The sequence below is a fragment of the Devosia yakushimensis genome (genome assembly GCF_030159855.1).
GTDB classification, from domain to species: domain Bacteria; phylum Pseudomonadota; class Alphaproteobacteria; order Rhizobiales; family Devosiaceae; genus Devosia; species Devosia yakushimensis.
Window position 1 is genome coordinate 258,265 of the sequence record NZ_BSNG01000003.1, and the last position, 19,420, is coordinate 277,684.

Sequence of the window (19,420 nt, forward strand, 5' to 3'; positions counted from 1 at the left end):
TGCTGACGCTCTATGGCAACCTTGGGTCCGGCAACGTCCTCAAGGTCAAGTATATTGCCGATGCCACCGGCACGCCCTTCGTCCTGCACGAGATCGCGTCGCGCTCCGGCGCGACTGCGACGCCTGAATTTTTGAAGCTCAATCCGGCGGGCCAGATGCCGGTCGTCGTCCTCGACGATGGTCGTCCCCTGGCCCAGTCCAACGCCATCCTGCGCTATCTGGCCCGGGGCACGCGTTTCCTGCCCGAGGATGCCTATCAGGCCGCCAAGGTGGACGAATGGCTGTTCTGGGAGCAGTACAGCCATGAGCCGACCGTGGCGGTTGCCCGGGCCCGCGTCGTCTATGATGGCCAGAGCTTTGCCGAACTGGACCCCGCGCTCGTGACGCGCGGCAACAAGGCGCTCGACCTGATGGAAGTGGCCTTGACGGGCCGCACCTTCCTCGTCGGCGAGACCATGACCATCGCCGATATCGCGCTCCTGGCCTATACGCGCCAGGCGCCGCAGGGCGGTTTCGATCTCAATGGGCGGCCCGCGCTTCTGCGCTGGATTGCCGCCTGCGAACAAGAACTCGGACTACCTGCCTTCTCGGCAGCAGCACATTAGGAGGAAAGCATGGGTAAGGTAACAGGCTTTCTCGAGATCGAGCGCGAAGAATCCCGCTACGAACCGGCATCCGACCGCATCCGTCACTTTGGCGAATTCACCATTCCCATGTCCGAGGGCCGGGTCACCGATCAGGCCGCCCGCTGCATGGATTGCGGCATTCCCTTCTGCCATGGCGATACCGGCTGCCCGGTCAACAACCAGATCCCGGACTGGAACGACCTCGTCTATAATGGCGATTGGGAAGAGGCTGCGCGCAACCTCCACTCCACCAACAATTTCCCCGAATTCACCGGCCGCATCTGCCCCGCCCCCTGCGAGGAAGCCTGCACGCTGAACCTGGAAGATACCCCCGTCGCCATCAAGACGGTCGAGCAGGCCATTGCCGATAAGGCCATCCGCTCCGGCTGGATCAAGCCGCAGGTCAACACTGCCAAGACCGGCAAGTCGGTCGGCATTGTCGGCTCCGGTCCCGCCGGTTTGGCCGCTGCCCAGCAACTGGCCCGCGCCGGTCACGATGTTCATCTCTATGAACGCGAACCCAAGGCCGGCGGGCTGATGCGCTATGGCATTCCCGACTTCAAGATGGAGAAGGACCATATCGACTTCCGCGTCGAGCAGATGGAAGCCGAGGGCGTCACCTTCCACTATGGCGTCAATGTCGGGGTCAACACGCCCCTGTCCGATCTCCAGGCCCGCCATGACGCCGTGCTGCTCTGCGGTGGCTCGGAAAAGCCGCGTGATGTCGATGCCGAAGGCACCCATCTCAATGGCGTCCACTTCGCCATGCCCTTCCTCGTGCAGCAGAACCGGCGCCTGGGCGGCGAGGATGTCAGCAACGAGCTCCAGCTCACCGCTGCCGGCAAGCATGTCGTGGTCGTGGGTGGTGGCGATACCGCAAGTGACTGTGTCGGCACGTCTTTCCGCCAGGGCGCCATTGCCGTCACCCAGCTCGACGTCCGCCCCCAGCCACCCGAGCTGGAGAACAAGCTGACCAATTGGCCCAATTGGGCGGTCAAGATGCGCACCTCCTCCTCCCAGGCCGAAGGCGCTATCCGCGAATTCGCCGCCGGCACCATGAAGATCGTCGGCAATGCCAAGGGTCAGGTCATCGGCGTCGAATGCGCCCGCGTCGATCGCAAGCGTCAGCCCATCCCCGGCACCGAGTTTTTGATCAAGGCGGATATCGTCCTGCTTGCCATCGGCTTCGCCTCGCCCATCCACGAAGGCATGCTGACCGAACTCGGCGCCCAGTTCGACAAGCGCGGCAATCTCTTCGCCGATACCCTGAGCTACAAGACCACCGTCCCCAAGGTCTACGCCGCCGGCGACATGCGCCGCGGCCAGTCCCTGGTCGTCTGGGCCATCCGCGAAGGCCGCCAGGCCGCCCGCTCCATCGACTTCGACCTCATGGGCAAAACCGACCTGCCGCGCTAACCGGCACTACGGCCCGAAAGCCCCAATCGGCACCTCCCCCTTGATGGGGGAGGCTGGGAGGGGGTGGAGGAGAGCCCCGATATCGAGGTCCTGCCCCCTTTCAGAACCCGCAAAGCAATTGCGTGGCTTTCACCGCCCGCCTGCATTCTCGACGCCACTCGCCGCCGGGTCGATCCCGACGCCAAACGCGTCGACCCGCCCCACCGGCGCGGACACCAGCTGGTCCAGCGTAAAGCCCGGTCCCGCCGCCCCGCCACTGGCGGTCAGCAGTTCCCCGGCCCGCTGCGGCGCCCGGCTCAGCGGGATCACCGCGCCCGCCACTTCCAATAGCCGCACCTGCCCGATCCCCTGATAGGGCGGCCGCAACATGGCCGCGGCATCAGTGCCCAGCAGCGGATCGCTCACCGCCACGCTGACCCCGCTGCCGCGATAGAAGGTGCGGATCGTCTGGCTGAGATAAAAGGCCAGCTTGTCCGACCCGGCCGCCGAAAAATGGATGCCATCATCCTTGCGCATCAGCGCATTCTGCCCGCTGACATCGGGGCCATAGGACGAATATTTGCCGTCCTCGCCCAGAAATCTCTCATAGATATCAAGGAATTCGGCGCCGCCTGAGAAACTTGCCAGTTTCTGGATATTGCTGATCTGGGTCATCGCCGTCGAGTAATCGCCCTTGGCCATGGGCGGCAAACCCACCCAGATCACCGGCTTCCGCGCCGCCCGCAACTGCCCCAGAAAATCGGCAATCCGCGCCTGGTAGGCCGTGTTCCACGGCTCGCTCAGCGCCTTGTAGGAGCCGATATCCTGCCGGTCATTGATGCCGATAATAACCACGGCCAGATCGAAGCTGTCGGCGGCGATCTGCTCGCCAATGGTCTTGTCCCAGTCGAAATAATCGTCGCGCACAAAGCCCGAAGAGCCCACGCCCTGCCCGATCACGACGAGATTGGGGTCCTCGGCATAAAAGCGCTCCAGCGCCTTGGCCAGGTCCACCGCCAGCGAATCCCCGAACACGGCCAGTCGCGTCGCACCCTCGGCCTTTTCGATCTGCGGCTTTGGCGGCGGCAGGCTGGCCCGTGGCGCCGGTTGCTGGCGGGGCTGTTGCCGCGGCTGCTGGCGGGGCTGTTCCACCGGCGCCTGCTGCTGATCGTCGCCAAACAGCAGGTCGAACAGCGTGCGCCGCCGCTGCTGCTGGGCCACCAGCAGCGTCTCGTGCTGGGCAAAGGCCGGCGCCACGTCGATAAAGACGAAAAGCCCCACCACGATTGCCAGAACAAGCCGGTTCATCTCAGTCCCACCAATTGTCCCTGCCGTCTTACCAAAGCCGGGTGGCAAAACCATGCCACTCGCCCCAATGTTACCGCGTCGCGGCCGCCAGCGCCTCATAGGAGGCCCGAGTGATAAAGCCATCGGCCACCTGGCCCTGGGCTGCCTGGAACCGGGCATAGGCGGCCTGGCTGATCGGTCCGATCCGCCCATCCACCGCGCCCTGATAAAGTCCCAGATCGATCAGCGCCTGCTGGATAGCCTTGCGCTGCGCCAGGTTGGGAAAGGCCGTGCCGCGCGGCCAATCCTGCGCAAAACCTCCGCCGCCCTTGAGCCGGTCGGTCATGTGGGCCACGCTCATGGCGTAGCTGTCGGAGAAATTATAGCCCTTGAGCACCAGGTAATTTCCCGTCATCAGGAATTTGGGCCCATCCTTGCCCGCCGGCACATAGAGAAAGACCGGTATCCGCGCATCGGCAAAAGCCCGCCCATTGGCCCGCACCACGCCGCGCTCGACAAAGAACGAGATCGGCCGCAATTGCTCGCGGTCCGCCAGCAGATAGTCGAACCCCGCCGGCAAAACGACCTCAAAGCCCCAATCCACTCCCGGCTGATAACCCAGATCGCGCAGGAATTTGGCCGATGTCGCCAGGGCATCGGCCAGCGAATTGTGGAGATCGATCCGCCCATCGCCATCCCCATCGCTGCCATGGGCCACGACATTGGATGGATTGACCTGCAAATGCCCGATCGCGCCCGCCCAGGAGCCCACCAGCATGGATGCATCGAGCGGCCCCTGCTGCACCAGTTGCAGCGCCGCAATCAGGTCGGCCTCATCCTCCACCAGCCGCGTCCGTCGCTGATGCACCAGCGTTGCCAGCGAACGCACAATGGGGCGGATCAGGCTCTGATTGCCCAGCACGCTCCCATAATCGGTCTCCATGCCCCAGATGGCACCCAGGAGATAGGGGTCAACGCCATAGCGCTGGCCCACACTGCTGAAGAGATCGGCATTGCGCGACAATGCCGCCTTGCCCCGCTCGATCCGGCCGGACGTCACCCTTCCCTCGATATACTCCCACATGGGCGTGGTGAATTCGGGCTGGTTGGTGACGAGATCGGGGACGCGCGGATCGGGCGTGAGCCCGATCATGGCTGCGTCATAGGTGGCCGCGCTCACCCCCGCCGCCAGGGCCCTGGCGCGGAAATTGGCGATGAAGCTGTCAAAGCTCTCGACCGGCTGCGCCTGAACGGAACTGGCCAACAGCAGCAGAAACAGCCCGATCAGGCGAACCATGTGCTTACCTATTTCTCACCATCAGATGCCGCTCCCAATCATAGGCCGATTGGACGATTTCGTTGAGATCGTCATGCTGGGGCACCCAGCCCAGCAGCGAACGCACCTTCTCACCCGTCGCAGTGATCGAGGCCGGATCGCCCGGACGGCGCGGCCCTTCCTCGGCCAGAAAGTCGACGCCCGAGACGGATTTGACCGTATCGACCACCTGGCGCACCGAATAGCCCTGTCCATAAGCACAATTGAGCGTCGTGCTCTCCCCGCCGCCGCGCAAATGCTTGAGCAGCAGGCCATGGGCGGCGATCAAATCGGTGACATGGATATAGTCGCGTATGCAGGTGCCATCCGGCGTCTCGTAATCGGTGCCGAAAATATCCATCTTGGCCCGCTGCCCCAGCGCGGTCTGGCAAGCCACCTTGATGAGATGGGTGGCCAGCGGCGTCGATTGGCCGCTCCGCTTGCCCGGATCGGCGCCCGCCACGTTGAAATAGCGCAGCACGCCATAGGTCATGGGATGGGCGGCCGCCACGTCGGCCAGCATCCATTCGGTCATCAGCTTGGAGCGGCCATAGGGCGACATGGGATTGAGCGGCGTGCTCTCCACCACCGGGGCCAGCCCCGTCATGCCATAGACCGCCGCGGTCGAGGAGAAGATGAAATGCTTGACCCCGCCCTTGACCGCCGCCTCGATCAGATTGCGAGAAGTGGCAGTATTATTGCCATAATATTTTAATGGATCGGCAACGGATTCGGGGACCACGATGGAGCCGGCAAAATGCACGATCTCGGTGATCCCGTGGGTTTCGATCAGCTTCAGCACAAAGTCGATATCGCCGGCATTGCCCTGGACGAAAGTGGCCCTGCCATCGATCGCCCAGTCAAAACCGGTGACGAGATTGTCCAGCACCACGACGTCTTCGCCGGCATCGGTGAGGTTGAGCACCATATGGCTGCCGATATAGCCAGCCCCGCCCGTAACCAGAACCGTCATCCCGTTAACTCCTGTCTTGAGAACGCAATTTTGCCCTGATGATATACTGCATGTCTTGAGATAGCTTTACCCCTGTCCCTCAAATGGAGTTCCCGATTTGCCAAAGCGCGTAAGAACGGCCGTGTTTCCCGTCGCCGGCCTCGGTACCCGGTTCCTGCCGGCCACCAAGGCAATGCCAAAGGAAATGCTGACCGTAGTAGACCGCCCGCTTATCCAATATGCGGTCGATGAGGCACGCGAAGCCGGAATCGAGCACTTCGTATTCGTCACCGGCCGCAACAAGGGCGTCATCGAAGATCACTTCGATCGCCAGTTCGAGCTGGAGACCACGCTCGAGGTTCGCGGCAAGAACAACGCCTTGACCGAGCTGCGCAAGGACCTGCCTTCGGCCGGCCGCACCAGCTTTACCCGCCAGCAGGAGCCGCTGGGCCTGGGCCACGCCGTCTGGTGTGCCCGCGATATCGTGGGCGACAATCCCTTCGCCCTTCTGTTGCCCGACATGCTGTTCAAGGGCGAACCGGGCGTCCTGCGCCAGATGATGGACGCCTATGAAGAAACCGGCGGCAATGTCATCGCCGTCGAGGAAGTGCCGCCCGCCGAAGTCTCTTCCTATGGCGTGATCGCCCGGGGCGAAGGCGAGGATAATGGCTTCCGCGTCACCGGCATGGTGGAAAAGCCCAAGCGCGAAGAGGCTCCTTCCAACCTCATCATTTCGGGCCGCTATATCCTGCAGCCTGAGATTTTCGACCTCCTGGCCGATCAGCCGCGCGGCGCCGGCGGGGAAATCCAGCTGACCGACGCGATGCAGACCCTGATGCATACCCAGAACTTCACTGGCGTCAAATACCAGGGCAAGAGCTTCGACTGCGGCTCCAAGATCGGCTTTTTGACCGCCAATGTGGTCTATGCCCTCGACCGCGACGACATCCGTAGCGGCTTCATCAAGGAATTGCAGAAGCTCGATCTCGGCGACCACCTCTAGGGCAGAAGCCCATCAGGCTGGCCCGGTCCCCGCGACCGGGCCGCTGCCCTCCGCACTGTTCCCTGCATCACCCACAATGTCATTCCCGCGAAAAGCGGGAAGCTCTTTTTGCATTGCCCCGTGACATTGTGGTTGGCAGCACTCCAGCGCGATTCAGCATCCCTGGGAATATCGGGATTGCGCGATTATCCACTCCACCCACCGTTGCTCCCTCGGGCTTGACCCGAGGGCCCCTCTCAACCCGGCACAAGCGACGAATGGCCCTCGGGTCGAGCCCGAGGGAAGCTGCGGTGGTTGTACGAAGAGCGGCGCGTCCGGCCGATCACCCTGGCCGGCCCCTCCCGCCATCGTCAGCCCCCTGCGACAAATCAGCGCGATACGGTGACACCAACCATGATGCGGTGACTATCCTCGACGCCTTCGGTCGTGCTGTCGCTATGGGAGAAACCGTAATCGGCCGAGAGCGTGGTATGCGGCCCCAGCCGGTAATCCACCCCAAGCCCATAGCCATTGCCGCTTTTGCTTTCGGGGCTGCCTTCGTAGCGCGTCGTGCTCCAGTCGGCCATGGCCCGCAGCGCCAGCCAGGAATTGACCGCATAGGCGACTTCCGCATTAGCCGCATAGCGCACCGCGGTCGTGCCCGCCGAGGTCGGACCCGGCGGCTCGACACTGGTCGAGAGCGCGCCGGTAAAGCGCCAGCGGTCATCCGGCGTGAAGCTGACGCTGGCGTCGTAGAGGTGGGTCACCACTTCCCCAAGGCTTGCCTCGTCGAACCGGCGCAGATTGAGACCGGTCGAGGCCGTCGCCTCCCACACGCTCCCCCAGCGCCCGGTGACGCCCGCTTCGATACTGGCTTCGCTGGCATCGGTCTTGACCAACAGCACCGAGGACGGACGATCGAACATGTCGCGCCCCAGCCCGGCCCGGCCGAAAATCTCGAAGATCGGCGTCACCTGGAAGCCAAGCCGCAGCCCCGAATCCAGCGCCCAGACCGCCCGGTCGGCATTATCCACGATTGAGCCGCCCACATAGCTCGTTTCGCCATAGACCGTGCGTTGCACCGCCCCGGTGACACCCAGATTGAAGCGCCCGAACTTGCGCGTCACCCCCAGATCCACGCCACCCGACGTGATCACCGGGGAATCGGCGATATTGCTGGCCACCCCCGGCATGCCGGGCAGGTCCTGCGTCAGCGAGAAATTGGCGCCCGCCGTGGCGAGGGTTTCCCGGTCCAGCGCATAGCTCCCGGAGAGATTGAGCCGTAGGGCCGTGACATCGACCTGCCCCTCATCGGGCAGGGTCAGCTCGGCCTCGCCATCAATGCCGATTGCCGAACGCGATCCGGTATGGCTGAGCGTGACATTGGGCACGAGCCTGGTGTCGAACCGCTCCTCTCCATCGCTATCGGTATAGGTGCCGCGCAGGGCCACCGACCAGTCGACATCGAAGAAGGGATCATAGGGTTCCGGCGTGGGCCCGGCTTCGAGCGGCACCGGATTGGCGGGATAGATATCGGGCAGGAGCCGCTGGTTGTCGGCGTTCGAACCATCGCCGGGGGAGAGCTCGGAACCCGCATGAGCAGGCGCGGCAAGGCAGACGAGGCCAAGCGCCACGGCGCCAGCCCATTGTCCCGATTGCCGAATGCGCCAGGGCAAGGTCCGCTCCGCCAGCTGAAAGAAATCAGCCCGCCAATGCAGCAATCCGGGCCTTACCCAATCCTTTCATCTTATAGTTAATGAAAGCTTGCCGCCCGGCTCAGCTCATCCGCTCAACCCTGAGCACAGCCCCTTCGCTCCCCACGATTTTGACGCGGGTGCCAGCGGGCAGATCGGGCCCGGCCACCCGCCAGACGCTGTCGCCCAGCACCAGGCGCCCAAAGCCGCCCACAATGGGCTGCTCCAGCACCGCCTCATGGCCCAGGAACCGATCGGCACGGCGATTGAGGAACGGGCTGTCATTGGCCGTTTCGCGGCCGCGATTGAAGCGGACCCAGAGAAAGATCGCCACCAGCGACAATCCCCCGAAGATCAGCCATTGCAGCGGCCAGGCGATGGGCTGGAACAGGGTCAGCAGGCCCACGATGAGCCCGGCAACCCCCATCCACAACAGATATCCCCCCGGCACGACCAGTTCGAGCGCCAACAGGATTAGCCCGGCGACGATCCAGGACCAGGGGCCATTGTCGGCAAGAAACTGCACGACCTGCATGCCCGCCTCCTATTACTGGCCCGTCGTGGGCGGGCGGCTCGAGCGCGGCGCCGCCGGAGCGCCACCGCCAAAGGTTTCCTTGGCGATTTCGGCAATGCCCCCGATGGCCCCGATCACGCTGGAGGCTTCCACCGGCAGCATCAGGATTTTCTGGTTGGGCGAGGTGGCGATGCCTTCGAGCGCCTTGATGTAATTATTGGCCACGAAATAGTTGATCGCCTGCACATTGCCCCCGGCAATGGCGTCCGACACCATCTGCGTCGCCTTGGCCTCGGCCTCGGCCGACCGTTCGCGCGCCTCGGCGTCGCGGAACGCGGCCTCCTTGCGGCCCTCGGCTTCCAGCACCTGGGCCTGCTTGGCGCCCTCGGCCTGCAGGATCGCCGATTGCCGGCGGCCTTCCGCCTCGAGAATGGCCGCGCGCTTTTCGCGCTCCGCCTTCATCTGCCGGCCCATGGAATCCACCAGGTCCTTGGGCGGATCGATATCCTTGATTTCGATACGGGTGATCTTGACGCCCCAGGGCGACACGGCCGTGTCGACCACGCGCAGCAGGCGCTCGTTGATCTCGTCGCGATGGCTGAGCAATTCGTCCAGGTCCATCGAGCCCATCACCGTACGGATATTGGTCATGGTGAGGTTGAGGATGGCGTTTTCGAGATTGGAGACCTCATAGGCCGCCGCCGCCGCATCCAGGATCTGGTAGAAGGTGACGCCATTGGCGGTGATCGAAGCATTGTCGCGGGTGATGACTTCCTGGTGGGGAACGTCGAGCACCTGCTCCATGACATTGATCTTCTTGCCCACCGTATCGATGAACGGCACGATAAGATTGAGGCCCGGCTTGAGGGTGCGGGTATATTTGCCGAACCGCTCGATGGTGTAATTATAGCCCTGCGGCACCGTCTTGGCACCGGCAAACAGCACCAATAGTGCCAATATGCCCAAGCCAATCAGCGTGATGCTGAGCCCGTCCAGCGCGAAACCGTTGGCGATATCCATCAGCGATTCTCCCTTGTTCTTCATGGCGGCGACATTAGGCAGGCAAGGCCGTTAGGGCAATTGGTTCCGGTGCAGAGCATAAACCAATCCTAAGGCATGGGCGTATTGAGCCGCCGGTCTACCGTCAGCGTTATGGCGATCACCACAAAGGCAAAGATCACCATGCCCAGCGCCAGGATATGGGCATTGCCCCATTGCAGACGCTCGACATAGTCATAGAGCGCGATGGCGATCACCTTGGTCTGGCCCGGAATATTGCCGCCGATCATCAGCACCACGCCGAATTCACCCACCGTATGGGCAAAGGTCATCACCGCCCCGGTAATATAGCCCGGCCGTGCCAGCGGCAGCACCACGCGCCAGAAGCGCTGCCCATTGCTGGCGCCCAGGCTCGACGCCGCCTCCATCGGCTCATTGCCGATGGCCGCAAAGGCATTGCGCAACGGCTGAATCATGAAGGGCAGCGAATAAAAGAACGAGCCGATGACCAGGCCGGTAAACGAAAAGGCCAGCGTGCGCCCGCCCCAGAGCCCGGCAATCCAGCCACCCGGCCCATTGGGGCCGAGCGCCAGCAGCAGGTAAAAACCCAGCACGGTGGGCGGCAGCACCAGCGGCATCGACACCACCGCTCCCACCAATTCCCGATACCGGCTCTGGCTGCGCGCCAGCCACCAGGCGATCGGCGTGCCGGCCAGCAGCAGGATGAGCGTATTGATCCCAGCAAGGCTCAGCGTCAGGCTGACTGGCTGCCAGATTTCGGCAAGGCTCATCCTCTCAGGCTCCGTTTAGTCGACGGCGTAGCCTGCCGCTTTTATCACGGTCACCGCGGCGTCGCTCTTGAGGAAATCGATGAACGCCGTCGCGGCCGGATTGTCCTCGCCCGTTTTGAGCAGCACGGCATCCTGCCGGATCGGCTCATAGAACCCCGACGGCACCAGCCAGACATTGTCCTTGCCCACCACCTGGCTGGCCGCGACGAACCCCAGCTCCGCATTGCCGCTTTCGATGAATTGCAGCGTCTGGCTGATATTCTCGCCGGTCACCAGTCGCGGTTCGACCATGTCGTAAATGCCCATGGCCTTGAGCGTTTCCACCGCTGCCCGGCCGTAAGGCGCCGCCTCGGGATCGGCAATGGCCAGCTTTTCGAACGGCCCCTTGAGCACCGCCTCGCCATCGCCCACAGTCAGCGAGGTCGAGTAGAGTGCCAGCGTGCCGATGGCATAGGTAAACACCGTGCCGTCGACGCCAAATCCATCCGCCACCGCCTTGGCCGGCCGCTCGTCATCGGCCGCGAGGAAAACCTCGAACGGCGCGCCCTGGCTGATCTGGGTATAGAGCTGCCCGGTCGCCCCGAAGCTCAAGACCAGGTCATGCCCCGTTTCGGTCTTGAACAGCCCCGCCAATTCCTCGGCCACGGCAGTAAAATTGGCGGCGACAGCCACACTGGCGCTATCGGCATAAGCGGCGGTGGAGGCCAGCAATCCGGCCAGCAAGGTGCTCAGAAAAATGCGGTTCATCAAACAGCCCTCGATATGTCTTGGAAACTATATCGGTTTTGGCAAAGCGCAGCCTGCCTCGCAAGCGTTATTTCCGCTGCGCCATATCGAGCATGGCGCGCAATGCCGCCACATCCGGCCCGATCGCCGTCCGTGTCCGCTCCTGCATGCTGCGATAATGGCTCAGCACCATCCGGCCCGCTTCCGTCAGCCGGGCCCCACCCTGCGCCGCCCCGCCGCGGCTGGATTCCACCAGCACAATGCCAAACCCGTCATTGAGCGCCTGCACCAGCCCCCAGGCCCGCTTATAGCTCATGCCCATGGCCTTGCCGGCCGCCGAAATGGAGCCCGTGCTACCGATCAATTCCAACAGATCGGCCCGCCCCGGCCCCAGATAAGCGGTCTCGCTGAGCACAATGCGAAGATGACTGAGGCCGTCTTCAGGAACCTCACCTTTTGCCAAGCGAACCTCCTCTGGCCCTCACCCGCCCGCGCATCAGTAGACCTCATAGTGAACCTGTCGAACCACGAGGTCGTGGCACCATCCCAATTCAAACCACAATGTCATTCCCGCGAAAGCGGGAACCTCTGTTTTTCAATGCCGGGATCGCAAACGGAGGTTCCCGCTTTCGCGGGAATGACACCGTGGAGAGGGTTGACCGCTGAGCGCCCAGCTACCCCCGCAGCGCGGCCGCCTCGCGGGCCAGCGCTTCGATACGGCCGAAATCATTGGCCGCCAGGGCATCACCCGGCATGATCCAGCTGCCGCCCACGCAGATCACATTGGACAGGCCGAGATAAATCCTGGCCTTGGCCGGATCGATCCCACCCGTCGGGCAGAACGTGATATCGGGAAGCGGAGAAGCAAACGCCTTGAGCACCGGGGCGCCGCCATTGGCTTCGGCCGGGAAGAACTTGAGGAAGCTATAGCCCCGCTCGGCCGCCGTCATGGCTTCGCTCGGCGTGGCAATGCCCGGCAGCAACGGAATGCCGATATCGTCGGCGGCGTCCAGAATACGCGGAGAAATCCCCGGCGACACCATGAACCGGCATCCGGCATCCACCGACTGTTTCATATGGGTAGCGTTGCGCACCGTACCCGAGCCGACAATGGCGCCGGTGACCTTGGCCATTTCTTCCATCACCCTGAGCGCATTGGGCGTACGGAGCGTGACTTCCAATATCGGCAACCCGCCCGCCACCAGCGCTTCGGCCAAGGGCCGCGCCTGGGACACGTCGTCAAGGATGATCACCGGCACGACGGGGGCCAGCGACAGGATGGAGCGGATGGCGGCTGCGTCTTGCGGCATGGATCGGCCTCATGTGGAAAACGTTGAGGAACGGTTAGGCGCACAGCAAAATTCCCGCAACCCCGTTCATTGAAAAGCCGTCAAATAATCCCTAGGTTCCGCCCCAGCCAATGGGAGGCCAGTATGGTTCAGACAATCAATGCCACGACGCCGCTGGACGAAGCGCGCGCCATCCTGGCCCAGAATTTCGATCTCAAATTTTCCAAGGCCATCGAGCGCGCCACCGAAACGGTGTTCGATCGCGTCAAGGACAAGATTCCCGCCATCGAATGGCCCTTCTATGCCCCGCTGATTTTCGAGATCAACCGGCTCAAGAAGGAAAAGGACGCGGTCATCCTGGCGCATAATTACCAGACCCCGCAGATCTATCATGGCGTCGCCGATATCGTGGGCGACAGCCTGCAGCTGGCCATCGAGGCGACCAAGGTCACCCAATCGGTCATCGTGCAATGCGGCGTCCATTTCATGGCCGAGACGTCCAAGCTGCTCAATCCGAGCAAGACCGTGCTGATCCCCGATAGCCGCGCCGGCTGTTCGCTCGCCTCCTCGATCACCGTCGAGGACGTCATGGCCATGCGCGCCATGTATCCCGGCGTGCCGGTGGTGACCTATGTCAACACTTCGGCGGCGGTGAAAGCGGTGACCGATGTGTGCTGCACCTCCTCCAACGCGCTCGACATCGTCAACCGCGTCGATGGCGACACCGTCATCATGATCCCCGACCAATATCTGGCCCAGAACACCGCCAAGAAAACGGGCAAAAAGATCATCACCTGGGCCGGCGCCTGCGAGGTGCACGAGACCTTCACCGCCGACGACATTGCCGAATTGCGCCACGCCTATCCCAGCGCCAAGATCATCGCCCATCCCGAATGCCCGCCCGAAGTGATCGATGCGGTCGATTTCGCCGGTTCGACCGCCGCCATGATCGATTGGGTCAAGACCGAAAAACCGGCCCGCGTGGTCATGGTCACCGAATGCTCCATGTCGGACAATGTCGCCAGCGAAACCACCGGCGTCGATTTCCTGCGCGGCTGCAATATCTGCCCGCATATGAAGCGCATTAATCTCGAAAACGTCCTCTGGTCGCTCCACACCATGACCGAGGAAGTCACCGTCCCCGCCGACATCATCCCCCCGGCGCGCCTCGCCGTCGAGCGCATGATCGAGATGAGCCGCAAGGGCGATTAGCGGCCGCGGCCGAAGCGCCGGTGATAGGCAAGATGGGTCTGTGCCGGCTGGAAGATTTTTTCGACCGGCAGATGCAGGGAGTTTCGCAGCATGGCGACATTCTCCGGCGAGAGCAGGTCGGTATTGGGAACGATGATCCGGTAGTCGTCCTCGATCAGGATGGAGCCGGCCACGAAATCGGTCGACAGCACATTGACCACGGGCAGGTAATTGCTGATCGCCAGCGGACCGCCATGTTCCCGCGGTTGCAGCGCAACAACGTCGAGATGAGGATGCAGCAGGCCCGGCGCCGGCTCGAAGCGCGCTCCGCTCAGTGCGCATCTATGACCATAGACAGTCAGCACCAGCCGGTAGAGACCCTCGTAAACCTCCATCGGCGCGCCCGCGGCAAAACCGCGCTGCGGAAAGTCACCAAAGCCGCTATTGTCCGCGCCACTCAATCGCCCGCTCCCCCTGGCATACGTATTTGACCATAGAGAGAAACGCGGGCAATGAGAACCGGCTGGCCAAGGGGACGTTCATGACCACCTTCGACAATACGCTCAACGCCGATGGCGCGCTCATCGTCGGCGCCGGTCTCGCGGGCCTCTTCACCGCCCTCAAACTGGCACCACGCCCGGTCACCGTCCTTTCGCCCAAGCCCTTGGGCACCGGGGCCTCCTCGGCCTGGGCGCAGGGCGGCGTTGCAGCGGCCGTGGGCGAGGGCGATAGCTCCCATGCCCACGCCGTCGATACCGAAATGGCCGGCGCCGGCATTGTCGATCACGGCACTGCCGAAAGCGTCACCGCCGAAGCCGCCGCCCGCATTGAGGATCTGGCCCGTTGGGGCACACCCTTCGACCGCGACGATTTCGGCAATTTTGCCCTGGGCCGCGAAGCCGCCCATTCGGCCAATCGCATCGTCAAGGTCGAGGGCGACCGCGCCGGCTGGGCCATCATGCAGGCCATCATCGCCGAAGTGCGCCGCACCCCCTCGATCCGTGTCGTCGAAGGCATTACCGCCCTCAGCCTCGCCCGCGACAATGGCCGCATTGTCGGCGTCTTCTGCCGCAAGCTGGGCGATCGCTATTCCGAACCCGTCTTCATCCGCGCCCGCGCCACCATCCTGGCCGCCGGAGGCCTGGGCGGACTCTATGCCGTCACCACCAATCCGCCCGGCGTGCGTGGCCACGCCATGGGCATGGCGGCCCGGGCCGGCGCGCTGATTGCCGACGCCGAATTCGTGCAATTCCACCCCACCGCCATCGCCACCGGCGCCGATCCGGCTCCCCTCGCCACCGAGGCTTTACGTGGGGAAGGCGCGATCCTGGTCAATGATCTGGGCGAGCGCTTCATGCCCGCCATCCATCCCGATGCCGAACTGGCCCCGCGCGACATCGTCGCCCGCGCCAATTTCCGTCAGCTACAGGCCGGCCGCAAAGTCTTCCTCGATACCAGGCAGGTGCTGGGCGAAGCCATCCTCACCCGCTTCCCCACCGTCGCCAAATATTGCCTCGATGCCGGCATTGACCCGGTCACCGGCATGATCCCGGTCACTCCCGCAGCCCATTTCCACATGGGCGGTGTCAAGGTCGACGAACGCGGCCGCTCTTCGCTACCGGGCCTCTGGGTCTGTGGCGAAGCCAGTTGCACGGGCCTGCACGGCGCCAATCGCCTCGCCTCCAATTCCCTGCTCGAAGCCACCGTCTATGGCGCCCGCATCGCCGAGGATATCGGCGGGCTCGAACCGGTGCGCTCGCTCGCCCCGTTCAAGGGCATCGAATGGGATGAAGCCGAAGGCGAAAAGGCCGAACACGTGCTGCGCAACCTGCCCGCCGTCCAGCAATTGCGCCACATCATGACCGACCTGGTCGGGGTCGAACGCGATGCCGAGGGCCTCAAACAGGCGCTGCGCGACATCGCGACGCTCGAGGCCAATGCCGAGCACGTCACCCGCGCCTATCTCAATATGACCACCTCGGCCACCATGGTCGCCGCCGCCGCCCTCAAGCGCACCGAAAGCCGCGGCGGCCATTTCCGCACCGACTATCCGCAGACCAATGAAAGCTGGGAGCACCACACCACGATGACGCTCGAAGAAGCGCTGGAGATCAGGGCTGGGGCCTAAGCCCCCAGCACGGCATCCACCTGGGCCCGCGTCGGCGGCTTGCAGCCCTGCTCGGCGCAATTGAGCCCCGCCACCACCGCGCCAAAACGCAGCGTCGTCGCCAGCGCCGCGCTACCCAGCGCCGCAAGCCTACCCGGCTCCAAATCCCCCGCCTCATGCAGCCAGGTCAAAATCCCCGCCATGAGGCTATCGCCCGCCCCCACCGTGTCGCCAAACACCGGCGGCGCATAAATATCGGCGCGGGCTTCCCCCGCCGCCGTAAACGCCCGCGAACCCTTTTCGCCCAGCGTCACCACCACAAGCTCGCAATTGGGCCGCGCCAGGAGATCGGCAGCGTGCTGCTCGATGCTTTTGGTACTGTCCAGCGCCGCCAGGTCCTCCTCGGACACCTTGACCAGATGCGCCAGGTCGAGGAACTGGCTCAGCCGCTGCTTATAGCCCTCGAAATCCTCCACCAGTGACGGGCGCACATTGGGATCGATGGAAATTGTCGCGCCCCTGGCGATGGCGGTCTTGACCACTTCCAGCCAGATCGCGGCATCCTCGGGCAGGATCGGGCAAAACCCACCGATCTGATAGACCTCGATCTGTTCCGGCAGCGCCGCGATCAGCCCGCCTTGGGTAAAGGCATGATCGGCATTGCGATAGAATTCATACTGCGCCTTGCGCTGCGCATCGAGCGTCACCACCGCCAAAGTGGTCGGCGCAAACACCCGCTCCTTGAGCAGCGGTTTGACCCCGGCGGCATCCAGCGGCTCGAGCAGATAGGAGCCGAACCCATCCTTGGAAATCGGGCACAGAAAGCCCGTTTCATTGCCCAGCTTGGAGAGGGCGATAGCGCAATTATAGGGCGAGCCGCCCTGATGCGCCTGCATGACGATGGACCCATCCGCCCCGCGCGGCTCGGACACCAGATCGATCAGGCTTTCCCCACTCACCACGAACATGCACTTCCTCCCGAAACGGACGCCCCGCTGGCGCGGAGCAGCCAATATCATCTTTGCGCGCCCTGTCACCAGTGCGCCGCCACCCCATTCATCCATTGAATAGAAATATTTCCGAACCCGCGGATTAAATCGTCCCTTGCGGTGTTTATGTCGGTGAGGCTTTCGAGGAAAAGCCCGCAACTCGGAGGAATACCAGATGCAATTCCGTTCTGTCCTGGCTGGCGCCGCCATGCTGGCCCTGTTCGCTGCCCCCGCCTTTGCCGAAGATTATGTCGGCGGGGCCGTCAAATCCGTCGATATCGGCGGCAAGATGGTGCTGACCGGCGCCAATGACATGACGCTCTACATCTTCGACAAGGACGCCCCCGGCGTCACCAATTGCTACGAGCAATGCGCCATCAACTGGCCGCCCCTGATGGCCGACGCTTCTGCCGCTCCGGAAGGCGATTTCACCATTGTCGACCGCACCGACGGCTCCAAGATGTGGGCCTATAAGGGCTGGCCGCTTTATTACTGGAAAGACGATGCCAAGCCCGGCGACATCACCGGTGACGGCGTTGGCGGCGTCTGGCATCTTGCCGTCGAATAAGGCTCGGGACTAGCGCTCTTGCAAGATTTCCTCGACCAGGTCGAAGCCTGCGTGCCAGCTCTGCGGCGTTATGCCCGGGCGCTGACGCGCAATATCGATCTGGCCGATGATCTCGTGCAGGATTGTCTTGAGCGCGCCATATCCAGGCGCGGCCTGTTTCGCCCCTCTGGCGAGGTCCGCGCCTGGCTTTTCACCATCCTGGTCAATCTCCACCGCAACGGCCTGCGCACCACCCGCCGCCAGGGCGCGCTGGTTGCCATGGACGCCGTTTCCGAGCCGGCAATGCCTGCGCCTCAGCCCGGCCATATCGCGCTGGCCGAAATGGCCCGCGCCATCGAAACCCTGCCGCTCGAACAGAAGGAGGCCATTCTCTTGGTTGCTCTCGAGGGCCTCGCCTATTCCGAGGCCGCCGGCATATTGAACATTCCGCTCGGCACGCTGATGTCCCGGCTGGGCCGCGCCCGTTCGGCGCTGCGGCTGGCTACGGGAAACCCGGCCGAGCCCCATTTGAGGACCGTCAAATGAGCCAGATCCCCAGCGATCGGCTGATGGCCTTTGCCGACGGGCAGCTCCCCGAAGCCGAGCGCGCCGACATCGAGGCCCATCTGGCCGCCAATCCCGACAGCGCGGCCGAAGTCGCCGCCTGGCAGCGCCAGTCCGATGCCCTGCGTACCCTCTTTGCTCCTGCCGGCGCCGAACCCGTGCCCGCGCGCCTGCGCCCGCGCCGCATCGCCGCCGAACTGGGCCGTCGTCGCACCCGCTCATTCGGCTGGGCCGCCGCCGCGATCGTGCTTGTCGGCCTCGGCCTCGGCGCCGGCTGGTTCGCCCGCCCCTTGTTCGATGCCGAGCCGCCCAGCCAATATCTCATCGCCGACGCCATCAACGCCCACACCGTCTTCGTCGCCGAAAACCGCCATGCGGTGGAAGTGCCCGGCAGCGACAGCGAACATCTCTCCAGCTGGCTCTCCAACCGCCTCGATACCAATCTGGGCATGCCCGATCTTTCCGCCGAAGGCTTCACCCTGGTCGGCGGGCGTCTGCTCCCCGGCGAACCCAGCCGCGGCGGCCGCGCCGCCCAGCTGATGTATGAAAACGCCGCCAAGCAACGCATCACCGTCTACGTCACCGCCGCCCTGCCCGACCGCGCCCCTGCCTACCAATTTGCCAGCTATGAAGGCGCTGAAGCGTTCTACTGGGCCAATGCCCGCATCACCTGCACCGTGGTCGGCACCCTGCCTGAAGCCGACATGAAAACGGTGTCGCGCGCGGTCTATCAGCAATTGACCGAAGGCGACGTGGCCTGGGTTGATCGGGGCTAGGGCCGGAAGCCAACTGCGGCATCCATGGTTGATTGAGCGATCCTCATTCACCCCGATCCATCCTCCCCACAATCGCCTCCCTCGGGCTCGACCCGAGGGCCATTCTCAACCCGGCACAAGCGGCGAATGACCCTCGGGTCAAGCCCGTGGGAGCAACGGTGGTGGGAAATAAAGGTGCGAGGAACCACGGATACTTCACCACCCACCGCTCCAGCACCTCCCCTCGACGGGGGAGGTCGGGAGGGGGTGTCGAGAGCCCCAATCCACAGGCTCCATCGCCTCCCTCCCCCTTGAGGGGAGGGAATGAGGGTGGGGGTCGCGCGGCTCCTGCGCAAATGCCCCAACCACCCCCACCCCGGCCCTCCCCTCAAGGGGGAGGGAGGCGAGAGAACCGCAAGCTCCACCCCCACAAACTTATCCCCCTCCCCAAAACCTCCCGCATACTCCCCCCATCTTCCGGGATACGGGCGGCGCTGCAGCGACGAGCGTCCGGAAGCCAGCCGGGGGAGTGGGGGTCGCGCTCCGCTCCGGGGCGAGCGGACGAGGCAATCGGGCGGGCGCTACGGGCAAACGCTGAGGCCTGCGATCGCGCCGTCCGAAAAAGTCCCGGCACCCCGAGGCGACGTCCGTCTCATTCTAACTCCTCACGAGGCGAATGCCGTCTCGGGGTCCGTCC

At 63.8% G+C, this 19,420-nt stretch carries 20 protein-coding genes; 8 read left to right on the top strand and 12 right to left on the bottom strand.

The window, feature by feature from the left end:
• The first annotated feature begins 2 nt into the window (after positions 1-2).
• Entirely contained in the window at positions 3-605 is a 603-nt protein-coding gene (locus QQL79_RS19695; RefSeq protein WP_284393988.1) for a glutathione S-transferase family protein, read from the top strand.
• 9 nt (positions 606-614) lie between these two features.
• The gene (locus tag QQL79_RS19700; RefSeq protein ID WP_284393764.1) at positions 615-2,042 is read left to right on the top strand and encodes a glutamate synthase subunit beta; all 1,428 of its coding nucleotides are present in this window, start codon (positions 615-617) and stop codon (positions 2,040-2,042) included.
• 129 nt (positions 2,043-2,171) lie between these two features.
• Here the strand turns inward: QQL79_RS19700 and QQL79_RS19705 are convergent, their stop codons facing one another.
• The 3 genes from QQL79_RS19705 to galE form a co-directional block, all read right to left on the bottom strand.
• Positions 2,172-3,329, bottom strand: a complete 1,158-nt coding sequence (locus QQL79_RS19705; RefSeq protein WP_284393766.1) for an SGNH/GDSL hydrolase family protein — start codon at positions 3,327-3,329, stop codon at positions 2,172-2,174.
• Positions 3,330-3,399: 70 nt separating this feature from the next.
• A complete protein-coding gene (locus QQL79_RS19710) occupies positions 3,400-4,605 on the bottom strand; it encodes a lytic murein transglycosylase (protein ID WP_284393768.1) in 1,206 nt (401 codons plus the stop codon).
• 4 nt (positions 4,606-4,609) lie between these two features.
• Complete coding sequence (gene galE / locus QQL79_RS19715; RefSeq protein ID WP_284393771.1) at positions 4,610-5,596, bottom strand: UDP-glucose 4-epimerase GalE; 987 nt, start codon at positions 5,594-5,596, stop codon at positions 4,610-4,612.
• 97 nt (positions 5,597-5,693) lie between these two features.
• Here galE and galU point away from each other — a divergent pair, with 97 nt between their 5' ends.
• Positions 5,694-6,578, top strand: a complete 885-nt coding sequence (galU, locus tag QQL79_RS19720; protein WP_284393775.1) for a UTP--glucose-1-phosphate uridylyltransferase GalU — start codon at positions 5,694-5,696, stop codon at positions 6,576-6,578.
• A 368-nt stretch (positions 6,579-6,946) separates the two neighbouring features.
• Here the strand turns inward: galU and QQL79_RS19725 are convergent, their stop codons facing one another.
• The 7 genes from QQL79_RS19725 to eda all read right to left on the bottom strand — a co-directional run bounded on the left by QQL79_RS19725 (position 6,947) and on the right by eda (position 12,591).
• Positions 6,947-8,233, bottom strand: a complete 1,287-nt coding sequence (locus QQL79_RS19725) for a porin (RefSeq protein ID WP_284393777.1) — start codon at positions 8,231-8,233, stop codon at positions 6,947-6,949.
• Positions 8,234-8,333: 100 nt separating this feature from the next.
• Entirely contained in the window at positions 8,334-8,786 is a 453-nt protein-coding gene (locus QQL79_RS19730) for an NfeD family protein (protein ID WP_284393779.1), read from the bottom strand.
• Between the two features lie 12 nt (positions 8,787-8,798).
• Positions 8,799-9,785 carry an SPFH domain-containing protein gene (locus QQL79_RS19735; RefSeq protein WP_284393781.1) on the bottom strand — a complete coding sequence of 329 codons (987 nt, stop codon included), beginning with the start codon at positions 9,783-9,785 and terminating at the stop codon, positions 8,799-8,801.
• Between the two features lie 89 nt (positions 9,786-9,874).
• Complete coding sequence (gene modB, locus QQL79_RS19740; protein ID WP_284393782.1) at positions 9,875-10,555, bottom strand: molybdate ABC transporter permease subunit; 681 nt, start codon at positions 10,553-10,555, stop codon at positions 9,875-9,877.
• Positions 10,556-10,570: 15 nt separating this feature from the next.
• Positions 10,571-11,302, bottom strand: coding sequence for a molybdate ABC transporter substrate-binding protein (gene modA, locus QQL79_RS19745; RefSeq protein ID WP_284393783.1), 732 nt, complete (start codon positions 11,300-11,302; stop codon positions 10,571-10,573).
• Between the two features lie 67 nt (positions 11,303-11,369).
• Positions 11,370-11,744, bottom strand: a complete 375-nt coding sequence (locus QQL79_RS19750) for a winged helix-turn-helix domain-containing protein (protein WP_284393785.1) — start codon at positions 11,742-11,744, stop codon at positions 11,370-11,372.
• Between the two features lie 211 nt (positions 11,745-11,955).
• Positions 11,956-12,591 (bottom strand): bifunctional 4-hydroxy-2-oxoglutarate aldolase/2-dehydro-3-deoxy-phosphogluconate aldolase, encoded by a 636-nt coding sequence (gene eda / locus QQL79_RS19755; protein ID WP_284393786.1) that lies wholly within the window; start codon positions 12,589-12,591, stop codon positions 11,956-11,958.
• Between the two features lie 123 nt (positions 12,592-12,714).
• Here eda and nadA point away from each other — a divergent pair, with 123 nt between their 5' ends.
• Entirely contained in the window at positions 12,715-13,782 is a 1,068-nt protein-coding gene (nadA, locus tag QQL79_RS19760) for a quinolinate synthase NadA (protein ID WP_284393788.1), read from the top strand.
• Here the strand turns inward: nadA and QQL79_RS19765 are convergent.
• On the bottom strand, positions 13,779-14,222 hold the full coding sequence (locus QQL79_RS19765) for a hypothetical protein (RefSeq protein WP_284393790.1): 444 nt from the start codon (positions 14,220-14,222) through the stop codon (positions 13,779-13,781). The two genes, nadA and QQL79_RS19765, sit on opposite strands and share 4 nt — an antisense overlap.
• Before the next feature lie 80 nt (positions 14,223-14,302).
• Here QQL79_RS19765 and QQL79_RS19770 point away from each other — a divergent pair, with 80 nt between their 5' ends.
• Positions 14,303-15,889 carry an L-aspartate oxidase gene (locus QQL79_RS19770; protein WP_284393792.1) on the top strand — a complete coding sequence of 529 codons (1,587 nt, stop codon included), beginning with the start codon at positions 14,303-14,305 and terminating at the stop codon, positions 15,887-15,889.
• Here QQL79_RS19770 and QQL79_RS19775 read toward each other — a convergent pair.
• On the bottom strand, positions 15,886-16,836 hold the full coding sequence (locus QQL79_RS19775) for a carbohydrate kinase family protein (protein ID WP_284393793.1): 951 nt from the start codon (positions 16,834-16,836) through the stop codon (positions 15,886-15,888). The genes QQL79_RS19770 and QQL79_RS19775 overlap by 4 nt on opposite strands.
• A gap of 196 nt (positions 16,837-17,032) precedes the next feature.
• On the opposite strand from QQL79_RS19775, the gene QQL79_RS19780 reads away from it, so the two are divergent.
• From QQL79_RS19780 to QQL79_RS19790, 3 genes are read left to right on the top strand one after another with little or no spacing between them, the layout of a single operon-like run.
• Positions 17,033-17,425 (top strand): COG4315 family predicted lipoprotein, encoded by a 393-nt coding sequence (locus QQL79_RS19780; RefSeq protein WP_284393794.1) that lies wholly within the window; start codon positions 17,033-17,035, stop codon positions 17,423-17,425.
• Between the two features lie 18 nt (positions 17,426-17,443).
• A complete protein-coding gene (locus QQL79_RS19785) occupies positions 17,444-17,950 on the top strand; it encodes a sigma-70 family RNA polymerase sigma factor (RefSeq protein WP_284393795.1) in 507 nt (168 codons plus the stop codon).
• Positions 17,947-18,744 carry an anti-sigma factor family protein gene (locus tag QQL79_RS19790; protein WP_284393797.1) on the top strand — a complete coding sequence of 266 codons (798 nt, stop codon included), beginning with the start codon at positions 17,947-17,949 and terminating at the stop codon, positions 18,742-18,744. The genes QQL79_RS19785 and QQL79_RS19790 overlap by 4 nt, the downstream gene beginning before the upstream one ends.
• The last annotated feature ends 676 nt before the right edge of the window (positions 18,745-19,420 follow it).

Coding starts and splice junctions, on each gene's coding strand:
- modB (WP_284393782.1), bottom strand. CDS start 10,555: ATGAGCCTTGCCGAAATCTGGCAGCCAGTCAGCCTGACGCTGAGCCTT.
- QQL79_RS19790 (WP_284393797.1), top strand. CDS start 17,947: ATGAGCCAGATCCCCAGCGATCGGCTGATGGCCTTTGCCGACGGGCAG.
- galE (WP_284393771.1), bottom strand. CDS start 5,596: ATGACGGTTCTGGTTACGGGCGGGGCTGGCTATATCGGCAGCCATATG.
- QQL79_RS19705 (WP_284393766.1), bottom strand. CDS start 3,329: ATGAACCGGCTTGTTCTGGCAATCGTGGTGGGGCTTTTCGTCTTTATC.
- QQL79_RS19710 (WP_284393768.1), bottom strand. CDS start 4,605: ATGGTTCGCCTGATCGGGCTGTTTCTGCTGCTGTTGGCCAGTTCCGTT.
- QQL79_RS19780 (WP_284393794.1), top strand. CDS start 17,033: ATGCAATTCCGTTCTGTCCTGGCTGGCGCCGCCATGCTGGCCCTGTTC.
- QQL79_RS19700 (WP_284393764.1), top strand. CDS start 615: ATGGGTAAGGTAACAGGCTTTCTCGAGATCGAGCGCGAAGAATCCCGC.
- QQL79_RS19775 (WP_284393793.1), bottom strand. CDS start 16,836: ATGTTCGTGGTGAGTGGGGAAAGCCTGATCGATCTGGTGTCCGAGCCG.
- QQL79_RS19770 (WP_284393792.1), top strand. CDS start 14,303: ATGACCACCTTCGACAATACGCTCAACGCCGATGGCGCGCTCATCGTC.
- QQL79_RS19730 (WP_284393779.1), bottom strand. CDS start 8,786: ATGCAGGTCGTGCAGTTTCTTGCCGACAATGGCCCCTGGTCCTGGATC.
- modA (WP_284393783.1), bottom strand. CDS start 11,302: ATGAACCGCATTTTTCTGAGCACCTTGCTGGCCGGATTGCTGGCCTCC.
- nadA (WP_284393788.1), top strand. CDS start 12,715: ATGGTTCAGACAATCAATGCCACGACGCCGCTGGACGAAGCGCGCGCC.
- eda (WP_284393786.1), bottom strand. CDS start 12,591: ATGCCGCAAGACGCAGCCGCCATCCGCTCCATCCTGTCGCTGGCCCCC.
- QQL79_RS19735 (WP_284393781.1), bottom strand. CDS start 9,785: ATGGATATCGCCAACGGTTTCGCGCTGGACGGGCTCAGCATCACGCTG.